Origin of the sequence: Micromonospora sediminimaris (genome assembly GCF_016863575.1) — a bacterium.
In the GTDB taxonomy this organism is placed as follows: domain Bacteria; phylum Actinomycetota; class Actinomycetes; order Mycobacteriales; family Micromonosporaceae; genus Micromonospora; species Micromonospora sediminimaris.
Map to the genome: position 1 here is coordinate 164,346 of NZ_BOPD01000007.1, position 25,085 is coordinate 189,430.

Sequence of the window (25,085 nt, forward strand, 5' to 3'; positions counted from 1 at the left end):
GGTGGTGGTAACTGCGTCGACCGTCGGTCCGGCCAGGCCGTAGCTCGGTCGGGGAGTAGCCGATCTCGAAGGAAAGGACCGGAGATGACACCTCCGCACAACTACCTGGCGGTCATCAAGGTCGTCGGCATCGGGGGTGGCGGCGTCAACGCCGTCAACCGGATGATCGAGGTTGGGCTCAAGGGCGTCGAGTTCATCGCGATCAACACGGACGCGCAGGCGCTGCTGATGAGCGACGCCGACGTCAAGCTCGACGTCGGCCGCGAGTTGACCCGGGGGCTGGGCGCCGGTGCCAACCCGGACGTCGGCAAGAACGCCGCCGAGGATCACCGCGACGAGATCGAGGAGGTCCTCAAGGGGGCCGACATGGTCTTCGTGACCTGCGGTGAGGGTGGTGGCACCGGCACCGGCGGCGCGCCTGTGGTGGCGAACATCGCCCGGAAGCTCGGCGCGCTGACCATCGGTGTGGTCACCCGCCCGTTCTCCTTCGAGGGCAAGCGCCGCCAGGTGCAGGCGGAGGCCGGCATCGACGAGCTGCGTAACCAGTGCGACACCCTGATCGTCATTCCCAACGACCGGCTGCTGGCGCTCGGTGACCGCAACATCAGCATGATGGACGCGTTCCGGACGGCCGACCAGGTGCTGCTCTCCGGTGTGCAGGGCATCACCGACCTGATCACCACGCCAGGTCTGATCAACCTCGACTTCGCCGACGTCAAGAGCGTGATGAGCGGCGCGGGCAGCGCGCTGATGGGCATCGGTAGCGCCCGAGGCGAGAATCGCGCGGTCGAGGCCGCCGAGGCCGCCATCTCCAGCCCGCTGCTTGAGCAGAGCATGGACGGTGCCCGTGGCGTGCTGCTCTCCATCGCCGGTGGCTCCGATCTCGGCCTGTTCGAGATCAACGACGCGGCCCAGCTGGTCACCGACGCGGCTCACCCGGACGCGAACATCATCTTCGGTGCGGTCATCGACGACGCGCTCGGCGACGAGGTGCGGGTCACCGTGATCGCGGCGGGCTTCGACGGTGGCACACCGGCGTACAAGGCGGCCGAGCCGGCCCGCAAGACCAACCAGAACCAGCCGGCACAGCCGAGCACACCGATCCTGCCGTCGCCGGCCGCGCCGGCCGCGCCGCAGTCGCCGCGTCGGGTGCTCTTCGACGACGTGGATGTGCCCGACTTCCTGAAGAACGGGTCCTGAACACTGCCGATGACCGACAGCCAAGCCCCGGCGAGAGCCGACCGGCGCGCGGAGATCGCCGCCGGGCTCGCCCGCGTACGCTCCCGGATCGCTGACGCCTGCGCGGCTGCGGGCCGGGACCGGGCGGAAGTGACCATGATCGCGGTTACCAAGACCTATCCGGCCTCCGATGTGGTGACTCTGGTGGGCCTCGGCGTGACCGACGTGGGGGAGAACCGTGACCAGGAGGCGGCGACCAAGGCGGCGCAGGTCGCCGCCGCCGGGGTCGCCCCGCGCTGGCATTTCGTCGGCCGGTTGCAGCGCAACAAGGTCAAGTCGGTGCTGCGGTACGCGGACGTGGTCCAGTCCGTCGACAGTGTCCGCCTGGCGTCCGCGTTGGACGCCGGTGTCACCGCCATTGGCCGGGACCGGCCGTTGGACGTCCTGGTGCAGGTCAGCATCGACGGAGACGCGGCCCGGGGCGGTGCCGTGCCGGACTCGGCCGATCCGGACGCCGGCCTCGGCGCGGTCACCGAGGCGGTCGCCGCCGCCGGTGGGCTGCGGCTGGCCGGCCTGATGGCGGTGGCGCCGCTGGGCTGGGAGCCGGAGCGCGCCTTCGCCCGGCTGGCGGCCATCGCGGCGCTGGTGCGGGCGGACCATCCGCAGGCCACGGAGCTGTCCGCCGGCATGAGCGGCGACCTGGAGGCGGCGATCGGTCACGGCGCGACACATGTCCGCGTCGGCAGCGCGTTGCTCGGAATGCGTCCCACGCTGCGGTAGCCTGGCCGCGAGGGAAGCAAATTACATCAGTGTTGTTTGTGGGAACGGCCTTCCCGGCGACGGGGGGCGTGACGTGCAACGCGAATTGCGCGTCGGGGGATTGCCGTTCCAGTCCGGTGGGCAGGGATGGTCCACTCGCGACAGGCGACACGGCGGGGGCGTGTGCCGCACGGCGGACGGGAAGGGCGCGGGGATGGGTGCACTGCGCAAGGCGGGGGTCTGGCTCGGACTGGTCGAAGAGGACGACGAGCGGGCCTACGACGACGGTGGCTACGACAAGGGTGGCTACCGGGAGTCGCGCTACCGGCAGAGCCGGTACGCCGAGGAGTTCGCCGACGAGGAGGAGGAGCCGGAGGAGCCGCCGGCGCCGCGTCCACGGTTGGGTGACCGTGGGCGGCTGAGCGAGCGGTCGGGCCGGCTGGGTGAGGCCGAACGGCTGGAGTCCGAGCGCCCGGAGCGGTCGGAGCGGTCGGAGCGGTCCAGTGTCCGGTCGATCACCCGGTCGACCGGCGAGCCGTCCGGCGCGCTGACTTACCACACCCGGGACAATCTCGCCCTGGCGCCGCAGGTGCAGCCGCGTGAGCGCCCGCTGGTGCCGGAGGAGGAGCAGCGGTACCAGATCACCACGTTGCACCCGACGACCTATCGCGAGGCGCGGACGATCGGCGAGCACTTCCGCGACGGGGTGCCGGTGATCATCAACCTCACCGAGATGGATGAGGCGGATGCCCGCCGTCTGGTGGACTTCGCCGCCGGGCTGGCCTTCGGGCTGCGCGGTACGATCGAGCGCGTGACCAACCGGGTGTTCCTGCTCTCACCGGCCAATGTCCAGGTCACCGCGGAGGACAAGGCCAAGATTGCTGAGGGCGGGTTCTTCAGCCTGAGTTGACCCGCCCGACCCGAGGGACGTCGCCTGCCGTGTTGTCGATCTTGTTACAGGTTCTCTACCTGACCACGTATGTCTTTCTGATCGTTCTTCTGGCCCGTTTCGTACTCAGCGCGGTGTTGCAGTACGGCCGACGCTGGCAGCCCGGTCGGGGAGCGTCAGCCGGACTGGAATCCGTGTGGAGCGTCACTGATCCCCCGCTCCGGGCGTTGAGGCGTGTGATCCCTCCGCTGCGAATTGGTACCGTGAGCATCGACCTGGCCTCCCTTGTGCTCCTGGTTATCCTGTTCGTGCTGATGAGGTTTGTGTTAGAGCCGGCGATCATCAGGACCGCCTGATGACCGACGCGCTATCGCGGCCGCAACTGACCCGAGGAGTTTCGATGCCGCTGACCCCGGCCGACGTCCACAACGTCGCCTTCAAGAAGCCGCCGATCGGCAAGCGGGGCTACGACGAGGAGGAGGTCGACGCCTTCCTGGACGAGGTCGAGCGCGAACTCGCCCGTCTGATCGAGGAGAACAACGAACTGCGCGCCCAGGTGGAGCGCGGTGGACGGGGCGGTGCCCCGGCCGGCCCCGGCGGCGACGCCCGCCTGGCCGCCGAGCTGAACGACGTCAAGGCCCAGCTCGACCGGGTGCAGCGCGACAAGGCCGCCGCCGAGCAGGCCGCCCGCGCCATGCAGGCCGAGCTGGAGCAGGTCCGCTCCGTCGGTGTCGGTGGCGCCGTGGCCGGCCCGGACGGCGAGCAGCAGGCGCTGCGCGTGCTCATGATGGCCCAGCGCACCGCGGACGACCACGTCTCCGACGCTCGCCGCGAGGCCGACCAGCTGCTCTCCGAGGCCCGTTCCAAGGCCGAGGAGGTCACCCGCGAGGCCCGTGCCAAGGCGGACGCGCTGGAGCGCGACGCCCGGCAGCGGCACCAGGAGGCCATGGGTGGCCTGGACGCCAAGCGCACCGCGTTGCAGAAGCACATCGAGGAGCTCAAGCAGTTCGAGCGCGAGTACCGCACCCGGCTCAAGGCGTACCTGGAGAGCCAGCTGCGGGACCTCGACGGCCGCGGTCAGGGCCTGGAGGCCGAGATGACCCGCGGCGAGGGCGCCCGGGCTGCCGGCAACGGGCTCGCTGCGGCGGGTCTCGCCGGTTCCTACGGCGGGGGCCGCTCCGGCGCGCTTGAGGCCGGTCGCTGAACCGGGTCGGTGACTGCCGCCAGCGCGGCGATCACCCGCCCAGCCTCATCGGTACGACACGGCGAGGGTGAGCCATGATAGTCATCAGTCTCGGGCTCATCCTCGTCGCTGTGGTGCTGCTGGTCTTCGGCCTGGCTGGTGGCTCCAGCCCGCTGCTGGTCGTCTCGATCGGGGCCAGCCTGCTGGCCGCCGTGGCACTTGTCGCAGGCGCCCGCCAGGCGGCTGGCCGGGCTTCGGCTCCCAGCGGCGCTACGGCTGGCCAGACCCGTCGCGACGGCGACGGGCGTGGGTGGGGCATTCCGAACCAGCAGACCTCGGCAACCGTGGACACCGGCGATGTCGGGTGGCGGCAACCACCCGGCTCGCCGGTTACCGAGCCGCGCGAGCGGTCGGGGGTTGCCGACGAGTACGACGACGAGCCGGCCGCCGAGGAGACCACGGCGGAGCAGGCCGCCCGGGTGGCCCGCCTCGCGGACGAGGTGCGGGTCGTCGACGGCCGGCCGCGGTACCACCTCGACGGGTGCCCGCACCTGGTCGGCCGGGAGCACGAGCCGCTGCCCGTCGCCGAGGCGGTCGAACTCGGTTTCACCCCCTGCGCGCACTGCACGCCGGACACCGTGTTGCTGGCGGAGACCGAGCGCCGCTGACGTGGCCCCGATGGACGATGCGCTGGTCGTCGCCGTACGGGTGAAGCCGGGCGCCTCCCGGGCCCGCGTGGGTGGCCGGTTCGACGGCCCGCACGGGCCTGCTCTCGTCATCGCGGTGCATCCACCGGCGGCGGACGGTCGGGCCACCGAGGCCGCCCGTCGCGCGTTGGCTGCCGCGCTCGGCGTCCGGCCGGCCGCCGTGTCGCTCCGCACCGGTGCGGCGAGCAGAGACAAACTCTTCCTGGTCACGCCCTCCGGGCCGGATCTGATCGGTCGGCTGAGCCAGCTGCGGGACGGCGCGGAACCGACCGGCTGAGTGTCGGACATCTGCTAGCGTTCCCTTTGCCCCGAAATGGCAGTAACCGGGGTGGAACGGGCGTCGCGGTGCGGCACGTTGTCGGACGCCTTTACGTTCCGTATCCTTGCCAACCTCCGGAGTGCGCGGCCCCGTGGCCGCGCGCCCGTTTTGTACCTGGGGCGGCCGATGCGGCGGCCCCTGTCGAGGCGTCGCGGGCAACCGCGGCTCCGTGGCCGAGGGAGCGACGATGGCCAAGCCAGCCGACACCAGGACCGCAGGCCGCAAAACTGCGGCGAAGTCCACCCGCAGCGCCGCGGAGACCGAGAAGATCCGAGCCGCGTTGGCGGCCCGGCACGAGGAACTGCGAGCCGAGTACGATCAGACGCTGAGCGAGATCACCGAGCTGCAGCGCGACCGCCTCACCGACTCGGCCGGGGACGACCAGGCCGACACCGGCACCAAGACGTTCGAGCGGGAGCAGGAGATCTCCCTCGCCAACAGCATCCTGGAACGGATCACGCAGGTCGAGCGCGCCCTTGAGCGTCTCGATGAGGGTGGCTACGGCTGGTGCGAGCGATGCGGCAACCCCATCCCGGTGGAGCGGCTGGCCGCGTTCCCGTCGGCCACTCTCTGCGTGACCTGCAAGCAGCTGGAGGAGCGGCGCTGACGGCACGTTCCCCGGCGTGGGTGCGCAGCGGTGCGACCGTACCGCCGCGATAGTCGATGGGGAGCAGATGAGCGCAGCACCGCCCGCTGGATCCGGCACCACCGGGTCGGGCACCGCCACGAGACCGCGGCGCCGAGCCGTCACGATCCTCCTCTCGCTTGCGGTGTTCGCGTTGGCCGTCGACCTGTTGACCAAGCACCTGTCCCTCCAGGAACTCAGCGACCGCGAGCCGGTGCGACTGCTGGGTGGGGCGCTCTACCTGTCGCTGACCCGCAACAGCGGGGCCGCGTGGAGTCTGGGCAAGGACTACACCTTCATCTTCCCGATCATCGCGATCGGGGTGCTGGGCTGGATCGCCTGGATGGCGCGGACGTTGCGCTCGGCGCCGTGGGCGGTCGCGCTGGGCCTGGTGGTCGGTGGCGTCACCGGCAATCTGCTCGACCGGATCTTCCGGGCGCCGGGCTGGTTCGTCGGGCACGTGGTCGACATGTTCAGCGTCTTCGACCCGTACGGTCGGGTCTTCCCGATCTTCAACGTCGCAGACAGTGCCCTGGTCTGCGGTGTGCTGCTCGCCGTCGCGCTGGAGTTCACCGGACGCCAGCGCGACGGCACCCGGGCGCTGCCCGACGGCCGGCGCAGTGCCACCGACCGGGAAGACCCACCGGCCGGTGGCGGCACCGCGGACCGGCAGCCCGCCGGGGCCGGCGATCAGAGCGACACCGACGGCGGACGGCGGGAGCGGGCGTGACGGCCACCTTCGCCGCTGGCGGCGACCAGCGGAGCCTGCCGGTGCCCGACGGACTCGACGGGATGCGACTGGACCAGGCCGTTGCCCGGCTGTTCGGCCTGTCCCGTACCGCCGCCGCCGCGCTCGTCGATGCCGGGGAAGCGCTGGTGGACGGTGCGGTACGACCCAACTCGCACAAGGTGCGGGCGGGCTCCTGGCTGGAGGTGACGCTGCCCGCGCCGGCCACGGCGCCGGTGGTGGTGCCCCAGGCGGTGCCCGGCCTGCGGGTGGTGTACGCCGACGACGACATCGTGGTGGTGGACAAGCCGGTCGGCGTGGCCGCGCATCCCAGTCCCGGCTGGACCGGCCCGACCGTGATCGGCGGGCTCGCCGCGATCGGGCACACCATCGCCACCAGCGGCGCCGCCGAGCGTCAGGGCGTCGTGCACCGCCTCGACGTCGGCACCACAGGGGTCATGGTGGTGGCCAAGAGCGAGCAGGCGTACAGCGTGCTGAAGCGGGCCTTCAAGTATCGGGAGGTGGAGAAGCGCTACCACGCGGTGGTGCAGGGCCACCTGGACCCGTTGCGGGGCACCATCGACGCCCCGATCGACAGGCATCCGCACCACGACTACCGCTGGGCGGTGGTCTCCGGCGGTAAGCCGAGCATCACCCACTACGACACCATCGAGGCGTTTCCGTCCGCGAGCCTGGTCGACGTGCGGCTGGAAACCGGCCGTACGCACCAGATCCGGGTGCACTTCTCGACGCTGCGGCATCCGTGCGTGGGTGACCTCACGTACGGCGCCGATCCGACACTCGCCGCCCGGCTCGGACTGGACCGGCAGTGGTTGCACGCCAGAGAGTTGAGCTTCGAGCACCCCCGTACGGGGGACGAGGTCCGCTTCGTCAGCGACTACCCTGACGATCTGGGACGCACGTTGGAGATCCTCCGCGACTGACGCGTCCCACCCGTTCCGACCGACCGACGAGGGGACCGCCCGTGCGCGCCGGCGATCTGCTGCGGAAGTTGGACCAGCGACTGCTGCCCCGCCTCGCGGCCACGGTGACCCGGCTCGGCCATGGCCCGAGCCGCACTCCGCTGCTCGGCTGGGTGGCGATGCTGTCGTGCACCACGGTGCTGGCCACGGCCGTGCTCGCCACCGGTGGCCCGCCCGTGCCGGACCGCACGGTCGGCGAGGTGACCCGGGTGGGCGTGGTCGAGGGCGACTCCATCCCCCGTTACGAGGCGACCGCGGCGGCCGACCTGGCCGCGCTGGCCGGCTCGCTCGGCGACGGCACGTACGCCCTCGTCTCGCTCACCGAGTACCTCACCCCGGCCCGACTCGCCGCGGTGGTCGGTGACGTGGGGGTCGCGGTGGTGTTCGGACGGGTGCCGCTGCCGGAGCGGCAGACCGAGATCGTCCGTATTCCGACCCAGCGGGTGCCGGAGGACGTGACGGCCGGAATGATCAAACTCGCCGAGCGCAAGGAGCGGGAGGCCGCCGACTACCGGGCCCGGGCCACCGCGTTGGGCGGTGGTGGCCCGGAGGAGCGCGAACTGCGCGGCCTGTACCTCAGCGGCGCCCAGGTCGCGGCGGCGGAGGCGGCCGCGTTCCGGGCCGAGTGCGCCTGCCTCTACGCCCTGGTGGTACGCGCCGAGCCGGCGAAGCTACGCGGCGTCGCGGCCCGCTCCGGGGTGCGGGTGGTGGATCCGGCTCCGGAGGTTCGGCGGTTGGAGCGGACCGTCTTCACCCCGCCGCTGCCGGAGCAGCGAGATGTGGTCCGGCCGCCGGTTGACCGGACGGCCACGCCGGAACCGACGGCGAGCGCCACCGTCTCCGCCACCGCAAGTGCCACCACAGCCGCCACCGAGGGCCCGCCCGCGCCGGAGCCGACAGTGGCGGACCGCTCGCTGACACCGCCGGAGGTGACGGATCCGTCACCGTCTCCGTCGCCGCCCGCACCCGCGCCTTCGGCTTCGACATGGACGCCCTCGACCTCGGCAGACACCGTCGACGAGGATGATCCAGAGTCGGCACCTTGACGGTTGTCGACACATCCGGTTGTCGCCCGGTGTGGCCTCAGTAGGCTTTCGTTCGTAGCCTGTCAGACGGAGACCGAAGCGCTGGGGAGGCGATCCGTGGAGGGCAGCGAGACCGGTTGGGGACGGCCCGCCGAACCCGCACCGCGGTGGCGGGCGCTGCTCGACCGAGCCCGCCTCGGCGGACGCAGCGCAGAGCCGGCCGCCACCGAGCGGCGGGCCGAGGAGCCACCGCCGTCACCGTCACCTGAGCCGTTGCCGCGGCGGGGGCCCGGCACCGGCTACGCGGGGCGGGCGCCGGCCGTCGGCCAGCCGGCGGACCGGTCGTACGGGGAGGAGCCGGCCTACCGCGCCGAACCTGCCTACCGGGTCGACCCGGCGCATCCGGCCCAGCCCTACCGGGGACAGCCGGCGCAGCCGCCGTACCCGGCGGTGCCGGAGCCGCGCCGGCCGGAGCCGATGGAGTCCCGGTACAACCTGCTGGACAACGGCTACCGGCACGCCGCGCCGCCGGTGGAGTCCCGGTACGCCCTGCTGGACAACGGCTATCAGCCGCCCTCGGCAGCGATGGCGCCCCCTGCCGTGGCACCGCCGGTGGCACCCTTGCCGGCCGTGGCCCCGCCGACCCCGCCGCCGGCTGTGCTGCCGCCGGCCACCGTGGCCGGCCGCCCCGGGCGCATCGAGTGGCGTGCGCAGAGCGCCGGCAGCGACCTCGAACGGGCCGCCGCCGTGCTCCGGCGCGACCTGGGCACCCCCCGGGTGATCGCCTTCGCCAACCCGAAGGGCGGGGTGCACAAGACCACGGCCACCGTGCTGGCCGCGGCGACCGTCGGCAGCGTACGCGGCCGAGGCGTGCTGGCCTGGGACGACAACGAGCTACGCGGCACCCTCGGGCTGCGCGCCGGCAGCGCCCGGCATGCCCGAACGATCCGGCACCTGGTCGCCGATCTCGTGCAGATCGAGATCCGGGAGGGGGCGGAGCTGCTGGAGATCCTGGACGACTATCTGCGGCACGCCTCCGACGGGTCGTACGACGTGCTCGCCGGTGAGGAGAGCCCCCGGTTCGCCCAACGGCTGGACCAGTTCACCGTCAAGCGGGTGCTGGAGCTGCTGCGTCGCACCCACGACGTGATCTGTGTGGACACCGGCAACAACGTGGAGAGCCCGAACTGGCGTACCGTCATGCAGGCCGCCGATCAGCTGGTGGTCACCACGGTGCCCCGCGAGGACGCCGCGTTCAGCGCAGACTGGATGCTCGACCTGCTGCACGAGGAGGGGATGGGTCAGCTGGCCGACAACGCCGTCACGCTGATCTCCTGCCCCACCCCGGGCCGGTTGCCGTTGCAGGGCGACCTGGAGAAGCACTTCGCCACCCGGACCCGCGCGGTGACCGTGGTGCCGTACGACCCGGCGCTGGAGACCGGCTCGTCGATCGAGTACCACCAACTCCAGGGCGAGACCCGCCAGGCCTGGCTGCGGGCCGCCTCGGCGATGCTGGAGCCGTTCGGCCGCTGACCGACACGCGGGATACCGGTCGGCCGGGCGGCTCGCGGCACCTGCTGCCGCGACACGGTGTACGACCGACGACGGTAGCTGCGAGGATCATCGGGTGAGCCCGACCACCCCCGCCGCCGAACCGCCCGCCCGGCCGTCGGCTGCCCTGCCGAATTCGTCGACCGAGCCGACGACCAGATCGACAAGCCAGCCGGCGACGGACGCCGCCGTGGCGGCTACCGAGTCGGCGAGCCAGCCGACCGCCGAGGCCGCCGCGCCGGGTACCGAGACCACCGAGCCGGGTGGCAAGGTCGCCGGGCTGGCCGCCGAGGTCGACGGGCCGGCGGCTGCGGCCACCGAGTCGAGCAGCGACCCGGCTGCGGGGGCCGCGGTGCTCTCCGCCGAGGCCGTCGATTCGACCGCCGGCAGGCCGGGTGGGCGTGGCCGAGTGGCGGCGTTCGGGGCGGCGACGGTTTTGGTCCTGGGCCTGCTGGGGGCGCCGCTGGGGTGGCTCTGGGCGGCGGTCGCGCCGGCCACGCCGGTCGTCAAGAGTGGCGACGGCGCGGTGTACGGCCAGGCGCAACCGGAACAGCCGATCGCCGCGGACGGATGGTTCAGCCTGCTCGGGCTGGCGTTCGGGGTGCTCACCGCGCTCGCCGTGTGGTTCCTGCTGCGTCGCCACCGGGGGCCGGTCGGGCTGGTCGTCGCGGCGGCCGGTGGGCTCGCCGCCGGATTGGTCGCCTGGCAGGTCGGGCGTCGGGTCGGCCTGGCCAGCTATCAGCGGCTGCTGGCCAGCGCCCCGGACGGCACGCGCTTCAGCAAGCCGGCGGACCTGCGGGCCGGCGGGATCGAGCTGTTCTTCGGGGTGCTGCCGGTGCCCTACGGCAACCTGCTGCTGCCGGCCTTCGCTGCCGCGGTCACGTACACCCTGCTCGCCGGCTGGTCACGATGGCCGTCGCTGCGGCCCGAGCCCGAGCCGGACGCGGCCTGGCTCGCCGCGCAGCCGCCAGCGGCGCCGAAGCCAGCGGGGCCGGAGCCGGACCTGGCCTGGCTCGCCGCGCAGCCGCCAGCGGCGCCGAAGCCAGCGGGGTCGGAGCCGGACGCGGCCTGGCTCGCCGCGCATCCGCCGCTGCCCGCAGGGCCGGCGGGTGCAGCCGATTCCGGGCCGGCGGAGCCGGCGGGCGAGGTCAGTTCGGGGCCGGCGGGGGCGAGGCCAACTCCGCCAACGGCACCGGAACCGCCCGCACCTGGCGAAGCAGCGCCGCCTCGCGGTTGAGCAGGTGCAGTTCGGCGCGCAGCCGGGCCGCCGTGCCGTCGATGGCGAGTAGGCGCTGGCGGTCGGTCAACGTCAGCGCCGCGGTCGCGGCGACCAGGTGGGACAGCACCGTCGCGTCCTCGGGCAGCTGCTCGGTGAGCTGACCGGCCTCGGCTCGGATCAGGCCCAGGTACTGCCGGAAGACAGCGATCACCCGGGCCGCCAGCAGATCGGCGGTTTCGTCCGGGCCGTCCGGCTCGGGCAACCACTGCACCTCGGCGGTCAGGTACGGCGCGGAAGTCCGGTCGACGTCGCCCATCCGGAAGCGACGCCGCCCCACGGTGACGATGTCGAAGCCTCCGTCATCCAGCTCGGTGACCTGCCGCAGTTCGGCGGTGCAACCCACCTCGTGCAGGGTGACCTCGCCGCTGCCGGACATGTCCTGGCCGGCACCGGAGGCGACTTCCCAGCCACGGCGGATGGCCACCACCCCGAACTCGCGTGGTGCGCCCTCGGGCAGCGCGACGAGGTGTCGGACCAGCGCGCGGTAGCGCTCCTCGAAGATGTGCAGCGGCAGTACCAGCCCCGGGAAGAGCACCGTGGCGAGCGGGAACACCGGCAGCCGTGCGGTCACGTGATCAAGCGTAGCCCGATCGGCGGGCGGTGGCGTGTCCCGGCTCACCGTCCCGGACAGCGGACGGCGCGGTCGGCCCGACGGAGGGCCGCCTAGACTCGCAGGCGTGTTGAACCGGATCGACCTGCGCGGTGGCGTGCGTGACCCGCGCCACCTGCTGCCTCGTGCCCAGCTGGACGTCTCGGTGGCGGTCGAGCGCATCCGCCCGATCGTCACGGCGGTGCGCGAGCATGGATATCCGGCGGTCCGCGAGGCCAGCGAGCGGTTCGACGGGATCGCCCCCGAGGTGCTGCGGGTGCCGGCGGAGGCCATCGCGGCGGCGGAGGGCACGCTGGACGACCAGGTCCGTGCTGCGCTGCTGGAGTCGATCAGCCGGGCCCGGCGGGTGCACGCCGATCAGCGACGGGTCGACCACACCACCCAGGTGGTGCCCGGCGGCACGGTCACCGAGCGGTGGATCCCGGTCGACCGGGTCGGTCTCTACGTCCCCGGTGGGCTGGCGATGTACCCGTCGACCGTGGTGATGAACGTGGTGCCCGCCCAGGCGGCCGGCGTCCGGTCGCTGGTGGTGGCCAGCCCGCCGCAGAAGGACAACGGCGGCCTGCCCGATCCGCGGGTGCTCGCCGCCTGCGCGCTGCTCGGCGTCGACGAGGTGTACGCCGTCGGCGGCGCCCAGGCCGTGGCGATGCTGGCGTACGGCTGTGCCGCCGACGCCGCCGGCAGCGCGCACTGCGCACCGGTCGACATGATCACCGGCCCGGGAAACATCTGGGTCACCGCCGCGAAGCGGCTGCTGCGCGGGGTGGTCGGCATCGACGCGGAGGCCGGCCCGACCGAGATCGCGATCCTGGCCGACGACACCGCCGACCCGGTGCACGTCGCCGCCGACCTGATCAGTCAGGCCGAGCACGACCCTCTCGCGGCCAGTGTGCTGGTCACCCCGTCGGTCGCCCTGGCCGACGCGGTGAATCGGGAACTGGCCCGACTGGTGCCGGCCACCAAGCACGCCGAGCGGGTCGGCACCGCGCTGGGCGGCGAGCAGAGCGGCGTGGTGCTCGTCGACGACCTGACGGCGGGCCTGCGGGTGGTCGACGCGTACGCGGCCGAGCACCTGGAGATCCAGACCGCCGACGCCCGTCAGTGGGCGATGCGGGTACGCAATGCCGGCGCGGTCTTCGTGGGCGCGTACTCGCCGGTGTCGCTTGGCGACTACTGCGCCGGCTCCAACCACGTGCTGCCCACCGGGGGATGCGCCCGGCACTCGTCCGGGCTGTCGGTGCAGTCGTTCCTGCGCGGCGTGCACGTGGTGGAGTACACCGAGGAGGCGCTGCGGGAGGTCGCCGGCCACGTGGTGACCCTGGCGAACGTGGAGGATCTGCCGGCGCACGGCGAGGCCGTCATTGCCCGGGTTCCCGGTGCTTCCCGACCCCCGGCGCCGCAGTCGCAGACCGGGGCGACCACATGACCGGGTTGGCCGACCTGCCGATCCGTGACGATCTGCGGGGGCTGTCGCCGTACGGTGCGCCGCAGCTCGACGTGCCGGTGCGGCTGAACACCAACGAGAACTCCCACCCGCTGCCGGAGGCGGTGGCCGAGGCGATCGGCAAGGCCCTCGCGGCGGAGCTGCGCGACCTCAACCGCTACCCCGACCGGGACGCGCTGGCGTTGCGGGCCGACCTGGCCGGGTACCTCGGCCACGGGCTCACCGCCGACGGGGTGTGGGCGGCCAACGGTTCCAACGAGGTCCAGCAGCAGCTGCTCCAGGCGTTCGCCGGGCCGGGACGCAGCGCGCTCGGGTTCACCCCGGCGTACTCGATGCATCCGCTGTTGGCGCTCGGCACGGGCACCCGGTGGGTGCCGGCCCGCCGGGGCGCCGACTTCGCGCTCACCGCCGACGAGGCGGTCGAGCAGGTCCGCGAGCACCGGCCGGACGTGGTCTTCCTCTGCTCGCCGAACAATCCCACCGGCACCGCGCTCGACCCGGCGGTGATCGGCGCGGTGCTGCGCGTCGCTCCGGGGATGGTGGTCGTCGACGAGGCGTACGCGGAGTTCGCCCGGCCGGGCACGGTCAGCGCCCTGTCGATGCTGCCCGGGCACCCACGGCTGGTGGTCACCCGGACGATGAGCAAGGCGTTCGGGTTCGCCGGGGGTCGGCTGGGCTACCTGGCCGCCGATCCGGCGGTGGTGGCGGCGGTGCAACTGGTCCGCCTGCCGTACCACCTCTCCGCACTCACCCAGGCCGCCGCCCGGGCCGCGCTGGCGCACTGCGAAGCCCTGCTCGGCACGGTCGTCGAGATCGCCGAGCAGCGCGACCGCATCGTCAGTGAACTGCGCCGCCGTGGCCTGCGGGTCGCCGACAGCGACGCCAACTTCGTGTTGTACGAGGTGGGCGGAGACCAGTCGGTGGCCTGGCGGACGCTGCTGGCGCACGGCGTGCTGGTACGTGACGTCGGCCTGCCCGGCTGGCTGCGGGTCACCGCCGGCACCCGGGCCGAGACCGACGCCTTCCTGGCCGCCGTGGACAGTATTCAGCGCGAGGGTTCCATCGCCCCGCAGCCGCGACCGACGAAAGGCACATCATGAGCCGGACCGCCCGGGTGGAGCGGATCACCAAGGAGACCAAGGTCCTGGTCGAGGTCGACCTCGACGGCACCGGAGTGGCCGAGATCAGCACCGGGGTCGGTTTCTACGACCACATGCTGCACCAGATCGCCCGGCACGGTGGCTTCGACCTGACCGTGCGCACCGTGGGTGACCTGGAGATCGACGCGCACCACACGATGGAGGACACCGCGCTGGCCCTCGGTGCCGCGTTCGACCAGGCGCTGGGCGACAAGGCCGGCATCCGCCGGTACGGTTCGGCCACCGTGCCGATGGACGAGGTGCTGGTCCGGGCGGCCGTGGACCTCTCCGGCCGGCCGTACGTGGTGCACGACGAGCCGGCCCTGGCGCCGTACATCGGTCCGGTGTATCCGACAAGCATGACCCGGCACATCTGGGAGTCCTTCGGCCAGGCGGCCCGGATCACGCTGCACGTGGACGTGTTGCGGGCGGCCCGGCCCGGCGGGCATCCGGACGCCCACCACGTGGTCGAGGCGCAGTTCAAGGCGGTGTCCCGGGCGCTGCGGGAGGCCACCGCGGTGGACCCGACGGCGGGCGGGGCGATTCCCAGCACCAAGGGGGCGTTGTGACGGGCCCGGGTACGGCGCGGCGGAGGTGTCGCCGGTGAGCGGCATCCTGCCCACGTTGCTGTTGATCCTGGCCGGCGTGCTTGTCGGCGGGGCGTTGTCCCTGCACCGGCAGGGTGCGCCCCGCGGCGCGGTGGTCGTCACCGCGCTGCTGGCCGTGCTGGCCACCGCCGCGGGGGTGCTCTGGCTGCTGCCGGGGGACGGGTCATGACCGGCCGACCCGACGGCGGGGCGGCCCCCGGTGGACGGCGTCGAATCGTGGTGCTCGACTACGGCTCGGGTAACCTGCGCTCCGCCGAGCGGGCGCTGGCCGCGGCCGGCGCCGACGTGGTGGTCACCGGTGATCTCGCCGCCGCGGCCGACGCCGACGGCCTGGTGGTTCCCGGAGTGGGCGCCTTCGCCGCCTGCGTGGCCGGCATCGAGGCGATCGGTGCCGGGCCGGTGATCGCCGGGCGGGTCGCCGCCGGCCGCCCGGTGCTGGGCATCTGCGTCGGCATGCAGATCCTCTTCGAGTCCGGCGACGAGCACGGGGTGGTGACCAAGGGGCTGGGACTGCTGCCGGGCTCGGTCACCCGGCTCGCCGCCGCCCGGCTGCCGCACATGGGCTGGAACACCGTGCAGGCGCCGGTCGGCTCGGTGCTCTTCGCCGGCCTGCCCGCCGACAGCCGGTTCTACTTCGTCCACTCGTACGCTGTCGGCGACGCCGCCGCGTTGACGGCGTCCGGGGCCCGGGTGACCACGGCCCACCACGACTGTGACTTCGTCGCGGCGGTGGAACGCGGCGCGCTGTCGGCCGCCCAGTTCCACCCCGAGAAGTCCGCCGAGACCGGTGCCGCGTTGCTGCGCAACTGGCTGGCCACCGTGCCGGCCGGTGACTGAGCCGGTGGGGCGCACCCGCCGGGAGGCACAGTGAGCAAGGAACGGGCCCAGCGCCGGGCGGCCCGCGAGGCGGAGGCGGCCCGGCAGCGGGTGCTGCGCGAGCGGGCCACCGCCCGTCGGGCCCGCCGTCGGGCGTTGGTCCGCCGGGTGGTGCCGGCGGTGCGTCGTGGCCGCACCGGCCGGTTGCCGCGATACTCCCGGGGAGAGCGGGCCACGATCGTGGCGCTCACCCTGGCGGCGATCACCCTCATCTGGGTGCTCGTGCCCGATCTGGCGCTGCGGGTCGGGCTGATCCTGCTACTGCTGCTCGTCCTGCCGGTGATCGTGGTGATCGCCCTGGACCGCCGTTGACCATGCGAGAGGGACAAGACACATGAGCCTCACCCTGTTGCCCGCCGTGGACGTCGCCGACGGCCAGGCCGTCCGGCTCGTGCAGGGCGCCGCGGGCAGCGAGACCACCTACGGCGACCCGCTGGAGGCCGCGCTGGCGTGGCAGCGCGACGGCGCCGAGTGGATCCACCTGGTCGATCTCGATGCCGCCTTCGGCCGGGGCAGCAACGCCGAGCTGCTCGCCGAGGTGGTGCGCCGTCTCGACGTGCGGGTGGAGCTGTCCGGTGGCATCCGGGACGACGCCTCGTTGCGGGCCGCGTTGGCCACCGGTGCCGAGCGGGTGAACATCGGCACCGCCGCGCTGGAGGACCCGCAGTGGTGCGACCGGGTCTGCGCGGAGTACGGCGATCGGGTCGCGATCGGGCTGGATGTACGCGGCCGGACCCTGGCGGCCCGGGGCTGGACCCGCGACGGCGGCGACCTGTACGAGGTGCTGGAGCGGCTCGACAAGGCCGGTGCCTCTCGGTACGTGGTCACCGACATCACCAAGGACGGCACCATGCGGGGGCCGAACCTGGACCTGCTGCGCGAGGTGTGCGCCCGTACCGACGCTCCGGTGATCGCCTCCGGCGGCGTCTCCACCCTGGACGACCTGCGGGCGCTGGCCACCCTGGAGCCGGTCGGCGTGGAGGGCGTCATCGCCGGCAAGGCGCTCTACGCGGAGGCGTTCACCGTGGCTGAGGCTCTGGCGGTCCTGGCCAACCCGTGATCGGGCCGAGGCCCGGTCGCGCCATCGCCCCGACGGCAGAGAAAGGACACTCCCGTGCCCACCAACCGTGAGATCCAGCTGGCCTCGCGCCCGCAGGGCTGGCCCACCGAGGACAATTTCCGGCTCGTCACCGCCGAGGTGCCCACGCCCGGCCCGGGGCAGCTGCTGGTCCGCAACCGGTACATGTCGGTGGATCCGTACATGCGCGGGCGGATGAACGACGTGCGGTCCTACGTGCCGCCGTTCGCCCTGGACGCGCCGCTGGACGGCGGGGCGGTCGGTGAGGTGGTCGGCGGCGAGGCCGACGGGTTCGCCCCGGGTGACACCGTGCTGCACGGTCTCGGCTGGCGGGACTACGCGCTGGTCGAGGCGAAGGCGGCCCGCAAGGTCGAGCCGGGTCTCGCGCCGGTGACCGCGTACCTCGGTGTGCTGGGGATGACCGGGCTGACCGCGTACGCCGGGCTGCTTGAGGTGGCCGCGATGCGTCCGGGCGAGACGGTCTTCGTCTCCGGGGCGGCCGGCGCGGTCGGCAGCATGGTCGGCCAGATCGCCCGGCTCCGCGGTGCGGGCCGGGTGGTCGGCAGCGCCGGATCGGCGGCGAAGGTCGAGCGACTGCGAGCGCTCGGCTTCGACGACGCGTTCGACTACCACGACGGCCCGGTACGCGACCTGCTGCGGGCCGCTGCCCCCGACGGCGTCGACGTCTACTTCGACAACGTCGGCGGCGAGCACCTGGAGGCGGCCATCTCGTCGATGAACCTGCACGGTCGGGCGGCGATCTGCGGCATGATCGCGCAGTACAACGACACCGAGGCGCCGGCCGCCCCACGCAACCTGGCCCAGGTGATCGGTAAGCGGCTGACCCTGCGCGGCTTCCTGGTCAACGATCACGGCCACCTGCGGGAGCAGTTCGTGCGGGAGGTCTCCGGGTGGCTGCGCGACGGCACGCTGGCGTACGACGAGACGATCGTCGACGGCCTGGAGAACGCCCCGGCGGCCTTCCTCGGCCTGCTGCGGGGGGAGAACCTCGGCAAGATGCTGGTGCGGCTGTGACCGGCGGCGCACCCCGTCGCCCCGGTCGGGCCGGCGCAGGCCGTACGGGCGGCGATAGGCTCGTCGCATGACGGTGGCGGTGCGGGTGATCCCCTGTCTCGACGTGGACGCGGGACGGGTGGTCAAGGGCGTCAACTTTCTCGACCTGCGGGACGCGGGCGACCCCGTGGAGTTGGCTGCCGCGTACGACCGCGCGGGCGCCGACGAGTTGACCTTCCTCGACGTCACCGCCTCGTCGAGCGACCGGGGGACGATGCTGGACGTGGTCCGGCGTACGGCGGAGTCGGTCTTCATCCCGCTGACCGTCGGCGGCGGGGTGCGGACGGTGGCGGACGTGGACACCCTGCTGCGCGCCGGAGCCGACAAGATCGGGGTCAACACGGCGGCGATCGCCCGGCCGGAGCTGCTCGCGGAGATCGCGGAGCGGTTCGGTCGGCAGGTGCTGGTGCTCTCGCTCGACGTGCGCCGCGCACCGGCGGGCACCACTGCCAGCGGCTTCGAGGTGACCACCCACGGCGGGCGGCGCGGCACCGGGCTGGACGCCGTGGAATGGGCGCGGCGCGGCGCCGAGCTGGGCGCGGGTGAGATTCTGCTCAACTCGATGGACGCCGACGGCACGAAGGCCGGGTTCGATCTGGAGCTCATCGGCGCGGTACGCCGGGTCGTCGATGTCCCGGTGGTGGCGAGCGGGGGTGCCGGTGCGGCGGCCCACTTCCCTCCGGCGATCGGTGCCGGCGCCGACGCGGTGCTGGCCGCCAGTGTGTTCCACTTCGGGGAGCTGACCGTGGCGGAGGTCAAGGACGTGCTGCGCGGCGCCGGTCATCCGGTGCGCTGACGCCGATCAGGGCGCTGCGGCCGGTGGGTCGCATCCTGTCGGCCGCGGCGGTCGACGGCGCGGGGGTCAACCGCGGCCGGAGTGTCCCTCGGGGGAGCGTCGGGGCATCGGGATGGATCGCACCAGGTACTCCTGCACGGCGGCGGCGTGCTCCTGCTCGTCGAGGTGCCAGTCCGCGGTGCCGGGCGCGTGCCGGCGACTGAGCACCCCCTGCACGGTGTCGACGGTGGTGGCCAGCCCGGCGCTCGGCCGTGAGCGCCACAGGTGCTCGCCGTCGGGCGTGATCCGGAACCAGCCGTCGGAGACGTCGACCAGCCCGGCACCGAGCAACCGGCGGATCGCCTCCTCGATGTCGTGCCGATCGGGGATGCTGCGGTCGAGATGGTCGGCCGTGGAGAGCACGTCGGCGAGGCGTACCCCCTCGGGGCGGCGAGTGGTCGTGGACCGTCGGTGGCGTCCGGCGCCGCTGGCGATCACCAGCGAGACGAAGATCCATGCGTCGGTACGACGCCAGGCGTTGTCCCCCATGCGGAGATTCTGCCGGGCGACCCGCCTCCAGGAAAACACCGACCGTCGCACTGCGACCGTGAGTGGCATCATGATTGCCGACAGTCGATGTGGGTGGACGGAAGCGGCCCGATCCGGTATGTGGCGGTGGCGCTGGGTGGTCGTCAGGTCGCCGGGGCCGGCTCGATCCGGGCCGGTGGGTTCGGTTCGGCGACGTCGAACAGCGGCAGGAACAGTTGGGCCAGTGGTCCGATGGTCAGCGCGTAGGCGATGGTGCCGATGCCGACCGTGCCGCCGAGCAGCGCTCCCACGGCCAGCACGCCGACCTCGATGATGGTGCGGACCAGGCGTAGCGACCGGCCGGGGCGGCGGGCGACCAGGCCGGTCATCAACCCGTCGCGGGGGCCGGGGCCGAGTCGAGCGCCGAGGTAGAGCGCGGTGGCCGCGCCGTTGCCGACGATCCCGACGACCAGCAGGACGATTCGCAGCGCAAGTGGCCCTCCGGGTGGCAGCAGGGCCAGGGTCGCGTCGACCGCCAGGCCGATCACCACCACGTTGGCGACGGTGCCGAGGCCGGGGCGTTGGCGCAGCGGGATCCAGGCCAGCAGCACCAGCGCGCCCACCGCGATGACCACGGTGCCCATGCTCAGGCCGGTCAGTCGGGACAGCCCCTGGTGGAAGACGTCCCACGGGTTCAGCCCGAGCCCGGAGCGGATCATCAGCGCCATGCTGAAGCCGTAGAGGACGAGCCCGACGAACAGGTGGGTGAGCCGTCGGGTCGGCCGGTGCCGGAGGTTGCCAATCATTGCCACGCATGCCACTCTAGGTGCCAATTGGCCTCGCGACAGAGCCAATATTGGGAGAGTGGCCATGGTCAGTCAAGTGCGTGGGGTCCAATTGGCCCGGCTGCTCGGGCAGTGGCACGCCCTGCCCGGCCGGCGACGCAGCCCTGACTACGCCGCGCTGGCCGGGGCGGTACGCGGTCTGCTCGCCGACGGGCGGCTACCTCTCGGCGTGCGCCTGCCGGCCGAACGCGACCTGGCCGAAGCGCTGCGGATCAGCCGTACCACCGTCACGGCCGCGTACCGCGAGCTGCGCGACAGCGGGCACCTGGCCAGCCGGCGGGGTGCCGGAAGCTGGACGATGCTGCCGGGAACGCACCGGGTGGCGCCCAACGGGCTCTGGATCCCGCTGGACGACCGGGACATGCTCGACCTCGGGGTGGCGGCGCTGGCCGCCCCGCCCGAGCTGCTGCCGGCGGCCCGCGCGGCGGCGGAGGACCTGCCCCGCTACCTGAGCGGCGCCGGGTACCACCCGATCGGGATCATCGAGCTGCGGGAGGCGGTCGCCCAGCGCTACACCGAGCGGGGCCTGCCCACCTCGCCCGACCAGATCATGGTCACCAACGGTACGCAGCACGCCCTGGACCTGGTACTACGGTTGGCGCTCGCGCCGGGCGGCGGGGTGCTTGTCGAGTCGCCGAGCTACCCCAACGCGCTCGCCGCGCTCGCCGCCCGGCGAGCCCGGATCACCACGTACGGCCTGGCCGCCGATGCCGACGGTTGGGACGCGGACCTGCTGCTGGGCACGCTGCGGCAGGTGCGGCCCCGGGTCGGGTACCTGATCCCCGACTTCCAGAACCCGACCGGGCACCTGATGCCGGCCGAGCTGCGGGAACGGGTGGTGGCCACCGCGCACGCGGTCGGCACCGACCTCGTGATCGACGAGTCGTTCGTGGACCTGCCGCTGGACGGGACGGACCTGCCGCCGCCGACGGCTAGCTTCGACCGGCACTCCCGGGTGGTGAGCATCGGCGGCATGAGCAAGCCGTTCTGGGGCGGGCTGCGGATCGGCTGGATCCGCACCTCGGCGCCCCAGGTGCAGCGGCTGGCCGCGGCCCGGGTGGGGGTGGACATGTCCAGCCCGGTGCTGGACCAGTTGGTCGCGGTGCACCTGCTGGACGTCGCGCCGGCCATCGTGGCCGCCCGGCGGGCGCAACTGGCCGTGCAGCGTGACGCGTTGCTCGGCGCGCTGGCCGCCCGGCTGCCGGAGTGGCGGGTCACCGTGCCGCGTGGCGGAGTGACCCTCTGGGCCGAGTTGGACGGGCCGATCTCCAGCGCTCTGGCACGGGCCGCCGAGGAGGTCGGCGTACGCCTGGCGCCCGGACCCCGCTTCGGCCTCGACGGGACGCTGGAGCGTTTCCTGCGGCTGCCGTTCACCCTGCCGGCCACCGACCTGGTCGAGGCGGTCGGACGGATCGCGGCGGTCCGGTACGACCTGGACCGGGCGGGGCAGCCCCGCTGGCGGGAGCCCGCCGTCATCGCCTGAGCGGCGCAGCGGCACGGGTCGTCACCGGCTCGGCCGGTCGGGAGGCGGGCTCGATGCGGCCGTGTCGCGGCGGCCGGCCACCGGTGCCGGGGGGGTTCGTGGAACCTGCCCGGGCCCGTCGTCGTCCTTGGCACACTGCCCGGGTGGGCACTGGCGGGAGACTCGAACTGGTCAGCTGGGGACGGCCCGGAACCCGGGTGACCCGGCTTGAGCTCTTCTACGACGTGGTCTTCGTCTTCGCGTTCCTCAACGTCACCACCTTGACCTCCGAGAATCTAACCGGGGTGGCCCTGTTCGAGATGTTCCTCGTGCTGGCGCTGCTGTGGTCGTGCTGGAGCGGCTTCGCCGCACTCGGCAATTTCGTCCGTGCCGACCAGGCGATCATGCCCGCGATCGGCTTCGGCATCATGGCGTCGATCTTCGTGCTGGCCCTCACCACCGACGTGGCGTTCTTCGACGAGCCGGGCGGTCTGGACGGTCCGCTGGTGTTCGCCACGGCCTACCTGCTCACCTGGCTGATCAAGATCGTGACCTTCTGGGTGGGTGTGCGGGTGTTGTCACGTCGCCGGGCGCTGCTGCTGACGCTGCCGACGACGGGCGGCGCGGTGCTCATCCTGATCGCCGCCGTGCTGCCCGACATGTTCTTCGACGGCACGGTGGCGCTGGGCGTGCGGCTCGGGCTGTGGGTGGTGGCACTGTCGTTCGAGTACGCCGCCGCCCTGATGCTGATCCGTACCGAGTGGCAGGTGCGCTCGGCCGGGCATCTGGCTGAGCGGCACGGACTGATCGTGCTCGTCGCGCTGGGTGAATCGGTGATCGCCCTGGGCCTGGGTGCGGCGGAACGCACCGGACGGCCGATCACCTGGTGGGCCATCTACGCGGCCGGCGTCACCCTCGGCATCATCTTCGCGCTGTGGTGGCTCTACTTCGACACCCTCGCCCTCGCCATGGAGCAGCACCTGCACGGTGTGCGGGGGGCGGAGCGGATCCCCCTGATCCGCGACGTCTACACCTACCTGCACCTGGCGTTGATCGTCGGGATCATCTTCTTCGCCCTCGGGATCAAGCGCATGCTCGCCCGCCTCACCGACCCCGACGTGCTGGCCAGCCGGGACATCTTCGGCGGGCTGGAACTGCTCTCGCTCTACGGCGGGTTGGTGCTCTACCTGCTGGCGTTGGTCGCCATGCAGTGGCGCATGTTCCATCGGTTGGCCCGCCGGCCGCTGGTGGCTGCCGGCCTGCTGACCGTCTCGGCGCCGGCGCTGTTGTCGTTGCCGACCCTGGTCGACCTGACCCTGATCGGTGTGGTCTTCGTCGTCCTGGCGCTGATGCAGATCGGGCGGGACCGCCAGGTGCGCCGACGGGTGCGGAGCCTGGCCCTGGAGGAGCAGGTCGCCCTGGAGGACGAGGCGAACGTGTTCCGCGGTCGCCGCCTGTGAGCCGAGCGTCATCGCCTGAGCGGCTGACTCCCCGCTGTCCGTGGCGCGCCACGGATCGGCCCCGCACCCCGGGGAGGGACGGGTGCGGGGCCGAGGCCGTGGGCCGTCAGATCTCGGCGACGGTGCCGGCGTACATCTTGTCGATCTCGTCGGCGAAGTTGTTCTCCACGCCACGGCGCTTGATCTTCAGCGAGGGGGTGATCTCGCCGTCCTCGATGGTGAGGTCGCGCCGCAGGATGGTGACCTTCTTGATGGTCTCCCAGCGGTTCAGCTTCTGGTTGAGCTGGGCGACGTACTCCTCCACCATGGCCTGGGCCTCCGGAGAGGCGACGATCTCGGCGTACGGGCGACCCTCCAGCGGGGTGCCGGCCGCCCAGCCGGCGATGGCGTCCGGGTCCAGCGTGACGAGCATGGTGCAGTAGTTGCGGGCCTGGCCGATCACCACGGCCTGCGAGGTGTACGGGCAGGTGGCCTTGAACATGCCCTCGATGTGCGACGGTGCGACGTACTTGCCGCCGGAGGTCTTGACCAGGTCCTTCTTGCGGTCGGTGATGCGCAGGTAGCCGTCGTCGTCGAGGCTGCCGATGTCGCCGGTACGGAAGAAGCCGTCCTCGGTGAACGCGGCGGCGCTCTCCTCGGGCAGGTTGTGGTAGCCCCGCATCACCGGCCGGCCCTTGAGCAGGATCTCGCCGTCGGTGTCGATGCGGCACTCGAGGTCGCCCATGGCCCGCCCGACGGTGCCGATCCGCAGCCCGTCGGGCGGGTTGACGAAGTTGCCGGCGCTGGTTTCGGTAAGCCCGTAGCCCTCGGAGATCGGCAGGTTCGCCGCGGCGAAGAAGGTGGCGATCTCCGGGCTGAGCGGGGCGGCGCCGGAGACCAGCACCCGGATCCGGCCACCGAGCCGGGCCTGGAGCTTGCTGAAGACCAGCTTCTCCGCCAGCGTGTACTTGAGCTTCAGCCCGCCCGGCACGGGTTTGCCGGCCTGCTCCAGGGCGACCTTCTCCTTGCCGACGCCGACCGCCCAGGCGAAGATCTTGGCCTTCGCCCCACCGGCGTCCTGTGCGGTGGTGACCGACTTGTTGTAGACCTTCTCGAAGACCCGGGGTGCGCCGCACATCAGCGTCGGGCGGACCACCGAGAGCAGTTCGACGAGCTTGTCGACCCGGCCGTCCACGTACGTGGGCAGGCCGACGTGCGTGGCGCCGCAGAGCAGCGTCTTGCCGAACGAGTGGGACAGCGGCAGCCAGAGGTACTGGAGGTCGTCCTCGCGGAGCAGCCCGACCGCCTCCTGCGCCACGCCCTCCCAGCACCAGCCGCCGTGCAGCAGCTCGACGCCCTTGGGACGGCCGGTGGTGCCGGAGGTGTAGATCAGGGTGGCCAGATGATCCGGGCCGATGCCGGCGACCAGGCGCTCGATCAGTTCCGGATCCTCGGCGAGCCGCTGGGCGCCCTGCTCCTCCAACTCGGCGAGGGTCAGTTGCGGCACGGCCGCGGACGGGTCGGGGGTGCCGTCGAAGAGGACCACGTGGGTCAGCGCGGGCAACTGCGCTCCGGCGATCTTGGCCGCCTGGTCCGGGTTCTCCGCGAACAGCACCTTGGAGCCGGAGTCGGAAATGATGTAGGTGGCGTCCTCGGGCTCGGTGGTCGGGTAGACGGTGGTCGTGGCGCCGCTGGCGCACATGATGCCGAAGTCGGCGATCACCCACTCGATCCGGGTGTTCGCCAGGATCGCGACCCGGTCCTCCTGACCGACGCCCAGGCCGTGCAGGCCGGCGGCGATCGCCGTGGCCCGCTGGGAGACCTGAGCCCAGGTCAGCCAGACCGGGCCGTCGGGGCCGGGGTGGGCGAAAGCGTGGCGGTCGGGGGAAGCCGCGACGCGCTTGAGGAACATGTCAGGAATGGAGCTGTACGGTACATCGAGAGCCATCGCTGTAGCCGCCTTCGGGGGTGGAGGCGTGAC

General features: G+C 72.6%; 27 protein-coding genes and 1 pseudogene. 24 read left to right on the plus strand and 4 right to left on the minus strand.

Features of this window, described 5'->3' with window-relative positions; all coding sequences use genetic code 11:
* Positions 1 to 84: 84 nt before the first annotated feature.
* The 13 genes and pseudogenes from ftsZ to Vse01_RS29240 form a co-directional block, all read left to right on the plus strand.
* A complete protein-coding gene (gene ftsZ, locus Vse01_RS04675) occupies positions 85 to 1,200 on the plus strand; it encodes a cell division protein FtsZ (protein WP_093401143.1) in 1,116 nt (371 codons plus the stop codon).
* A gap of 9 nt (positions 1,201 to 1,209) precedes the next feature.
* Complete coding sequence (locus Vse01_RS04680; protein WP_093401142.1) at positions 1,210 to 1,959, plus strand: YggS family pyridoxal phosphate-dependent enzyme; 750 nt, start codon at positions 1,210 to 1,212, stop codon at positions 1,957 to 1,959.
* A 193-nt stretch (positions 1,960 to 2,152) separates the two neighbouring features.
* The gene (locus tag Vse01_RS04685) at positions 2,153 to 2,848 is read left to right on the plus strand and encodes a cell division protein SepF (protein WP_093401141.1); all 696 of its coding nucleotides are present in this window, start codon (positions 2,153 to 2,155) and stop codon (positions 2,846 to 2,848) included.
* A 29-nt stretch (positions 2,849 to 2,877) separates the two neighbouring features.
* Positions 2,878 to 3,183 carry a YggT family protein gene (locus tag Vse01_RS04690; protein ID WP_093401140.1) on the plus strand — a complete coding sequence of 102 codons (306 nt, stop codon included), beginning with the start codon at positions 2,878 to 2,880 and terminating at the stop codon, positions 3,181 to 3,183.
* A 44-nt stretch (positions 3,184 to 3,227) separates the two neighbouring features.
* Entirely contained in the window at positions 3,228 to 4,031 is an 804-nt protein-coding gene (locus Vse01_RS04695) for a DivIVA domain-containing protein (protein WP_093401139.1), read from the plus strand.
* Between the two features lie 74 nt (positions 4,032 to 4,105).
* Positions 4,106 to 4,678 carry a hypothetical protein gene (locus Vse01_RS04700; RefSeq protein ID WP_093401138.1) on the plus strand — a complete coding sequence of 191 codons (573 nt, stop codon included), beginning with the start codon at positions 4,106 to 4,108 and terminating at the stop codon, positions 4,676 to 4,678.
* 10 nt (positions 4,679 to 4,688) lie between these two features.
* Positions 4,689 to 4,994, plus strand: coding sequence for a DUF167 domain-containing protein (locus Vse01_RS04705; RefSeq protein ID WP_093401551.1), 306 nt, complete (start codon positions 4,689 to 4,691; stop codon positions 4,992 to 4,994).
* A gap of 229 nt (positions 4,995 to 5,223) precedes the next feature.
* A complete protein-coding gene (locus tag Vse01_RS04710) occupies positions 5,224 to 5,643 on the plus strand; it encodes a TraR/DksA family transcriptional regulator (protein WP_093401137.1) in 420 nt (139 codons plus the stop codon).
* A gap of 67 nt (positions 5,644 to 5,710) precedes the next feature.
* Positions 5,711 to 6,391 carry a signal peptidase II gene (lspA, locus tag Vse01_RS04715; protein WP_093401136.1) on the plus strand — a complete coding sequence of 227 codons (681 nt, stop codon included), beginning with the start codon at positions 5,711 to 5,713 and terminating at the stop codon, positions 6,389 to 6,391.
* Positions 6,388 to 7,332 (plus strand): RluA family pseudouridine synthase, encoded by a 945-nt coding sequence (locus Vse01_RS04720; RefSeq protein ID WP_093401135.1) that lies wholly within the window; start codon positions 6,388 to 6,390, stop codon positions 7,330 to 7,332. The genes lspA and Vse01_RS04720 overlap by 4 nt, the downstream gene beginning before the upstream one ends.
* 41 nt (positions 7,333 to 7,373) lie before the next feature.
* Complete coding sequence (locus Vse01_RS04725; protein WP_093401134.1) at positions 7,374 to 8,417, plus strand: hypothetical protein; 1,044 nt, start codon at positions 7,374 to 7,376, stop codon at positions 8,415 to 8,417.
* Between the two features lie 96 nt (positions 8,418 to 8,513).
* Positions 8,514 to 9,929, plus strand: coding sequence for a MinD/ParA family ATP-binding protein (locus tag Vse01_RS04730; protein WP_093401133.1), 1,416 nt, complete (start codon positions 8,514 to 8,516; stop codon positions 9,927 to 9,929).
* Between the two features lie 145 nt (positions 9,930 to 10,074).
* Positions 10,075 to 10,896, plus strand: a pseudogene (locus Vse01_RS29240) (DUF2567 domain-containing protein); the annotation flags it as partial.
* Between the two features lie 199 nt (positions 10,897 to 11,095).
* On the opposite strand, the gene Vse01_RS04740 reads toward Vse01_RS29240, so the two are convergent.
* The gene (locus Vse01_RS04740; protein ID WP_093401550.1) at positions 11,096 to 11,797 is read right to left on the minus strand and encodes an LON peptidase substrate-binding domain-containing protein; all 702 of its coding nucleotides are present in this window, start codon (positions 11,795 to 11,797) and stop codon (positions 11,096 to 11,098) included.
* A gap of 106 nt (positions 11,798 to 11,903) precedes the next feature.
* On the opposite strand from Vse01_RS04740, the gene hisD reads away from it, so the two are divergent.
* From hisD to hisF, 9 genes are all read left to right on the plus strand, one after another.
* The gene (gene hisD, locus Vse01_RS04745; RefSeq protein ID WP_093401549.1) at positions 11,904 to 13,262 is read left to right on the plus strand and encodes a histidinol dehydrogenase; all 1,359 of its coding nucleotides are present in this window, start codon (positions 11,904 to 11,906) and stop codon (positions 13,260 to 13,262) included.
* Positions 13,259 to 14,380 (plus strand): histidinol-phosphate transaminase, encoded by a 1,122-nt coding sequence (locus Vse01_RS04750; protein WP_093401548.1) that lies wholly within the window; start codon positions 13,259 to 13,261, stop codon positions 14,378 to 14,380. Before hisD ends, Vse01_RS04750 begins: the two co-directional genes overlap by 4 nt.
* Positions 14,377 to 14,988: an imidazoleglycerol-phosphate dehydratase HisB gene (gene hisB / locus Vse01_RS04755; RefSeq protein WP_093401547.1), complete on the plus strand. Its 612-nt coding sequence runs from the start codon at positions 14,377 to 14,379 to the stop codon at positions 14,986 to 14,988. Before Vse01_RS04750 ends, hisB begins: the two co-directional genes overlap by 4 nt.
* A 34-nt stretch (positions 14,989 to 15,022) precedes the next feature.
* The gene (locus Vse01_RS04760; protein ID WP_247673964.1) at positions 15,023 to 15,196 is read left to right on the plus strand and encodes a CG2302 family histidine operon protein; all 174 of its coding nucleotides are present in this window, start codon (positions 15,023 to 15,025) and stop codon (positions 15,194 to 15,196) included.
* Positions 15,193 to 15,864, plus strand: a complete 672-nt coding sequence (gene hisH / locus Vse01_RS04765) for an imidazole glycerol phosphate synthase subunit HisH (RefSeq protein ID WP_093401545.1) — start codon at positions 15,193 to 15,195, stop codon at positions 15,862 to 15,864. The genes Vse01_RS04760 and hisH overlap by 4 nt, the downstream gene beginning before the upstream one ends.
* A 30-nt stretch (positions 15,865 to 15,894) precedes the next feature.
* Positions 15,895 to 16,215, plus strand: a complete 321-nt coding sequence (locus Vse01_RS04770; RefSeq protein WP_093401544.1) for a hypothetical protein — start codon at positions 15,895 to 15,897, stop codon at positions 16,213 to 16,215.
* A gap of 22 nt (positions 16,216 to 16,237) precedes the next feature.
* The gene (gene priA / locus Vse01_RS04775; RefSeq protein WP_093401543.1) at positions 16,238 to 16,963 is read left to right on the plus strand and encodes a bifunctional 1-(5-phosphoribosyl)-5-((5-phosphoribosylamino)methylideneamino)imidazole-4-carboxamide isomerase/phosphoribosylanthranilate isomerase PriA; all 726 of its coding nucleotides are present in this window, start codon (positions 16,238 to 16,240) and stop codon (positions 16,961 to 16,963) included.
* A gap of 54 nt (positions 16,964 to 17,017) precedes the next feature.
* The gene (locus Vse01_RS04780) at positions 17,018 to 18,016 is read left to right on the plus strand and encodes an NADP-dependent oxidoreductase (RefSeq protein ID WP_093401542.1); all 999 of its coding nucleotides are present in this window, start codon (positions 17,018 to 17,020) and stop codon (positions 18,014 to 18,016) included.
* Positions 18,017 to 18,083: 67 nt separating this feature from the next.
* Positions 18,084 to 18,851 carry an imidazole glycerol phosphate synthase subunit HisF gene (gene hisF / locus Vse01_RS04785; RefSeq protein WP_093401541.1) on the plus strand — a complete coding sequence of 256 codons (768 nt, stop codon included), beginning with the start codon at positions 18,084 to 18,086 and terminating at the stop codon, positions 18,849 to 18,851.
* A gap of 66 nt (positions 18,852 to 18,917) precedes the next feature.
* On the opposite strand, the gene Vse01_RS04790 is transcribed toward hisF, so the two are convergent.
* Positions 18,918 to 19,379: a hypothetical protein gene (locus Vse01_RS04790; RefSeq protein WP_093401625.1), complete on the minus strand. Its 462-nt coding sequence runs from the start codon at positions 19,377 to 19,379 to the stop codon at positions 18,918 to 18,920.
* A 143-nt stretch (positions 19,380 to 19,522) separates the two neighbouring features.
* Positions 19,523 to 20,170 (minus strand): membrane protein YczE, encoded by a 648-nt coding sequence (gene yczE, locus Vse01_RS04795; RefSeq protein WP_093401540.1) that lies wholly within the window; start codon positions 20,168 to 20,170, stop codon positions 19,523 to 19,525.
* 58 nt (positions 20,171 to 20,228) lie between these two features.
* Between yczE and yczR the strand changes: the two genes are divergently transcribed.
* Both yczR and Vse01_RS04805 read left to right on the plus strand, forming a co-directional pair.
* Entirely contained in the window at positions 20,229 to 21,686 is a 1,458-nt protein-coding gene (gene yczR, locus Vse01_RS04800; protein ID WP_093401539.1) for a MocR-like transcription factor YczR, read from the plus strand.
* Between the two features lie 143 nt (positions 21,687 to 21,829).
* Positions 21,830 to 23,125 (plus strand): low temperature requirement protein A, encoded by a 1,296-nt coding sequence (locus Vse01_RS04805; RefSeq protein ID WP_204019233.1) that lies wholly within the window; start codon positions 21,830 to 21,832, stop codon positions 23,123 to 23,125.
* A 106-nt stretch (positions 23,126 to 23,231) separates the two neighbouring features.
* Here the strand turns inward: Vse01_RS04805 and Vse01_RS04810 are convergent, their stop codons facing one another.
* The gene (locus Vse01_RS04810) at positions 23,232 to 25,052 is read right to left on the minus strand and encodes an AMP-dependent synthetase/ligase (RefSeq protein ID WP_093401537.1); all 1,821 of its coding nucleotides are present in this window, start codon (positions 25,050 to 25,052) and stop codon (positions 23,232 to 23,234) included.
* Positions 25,053 to 25,085: the final 33 nt, after the last annotated feature.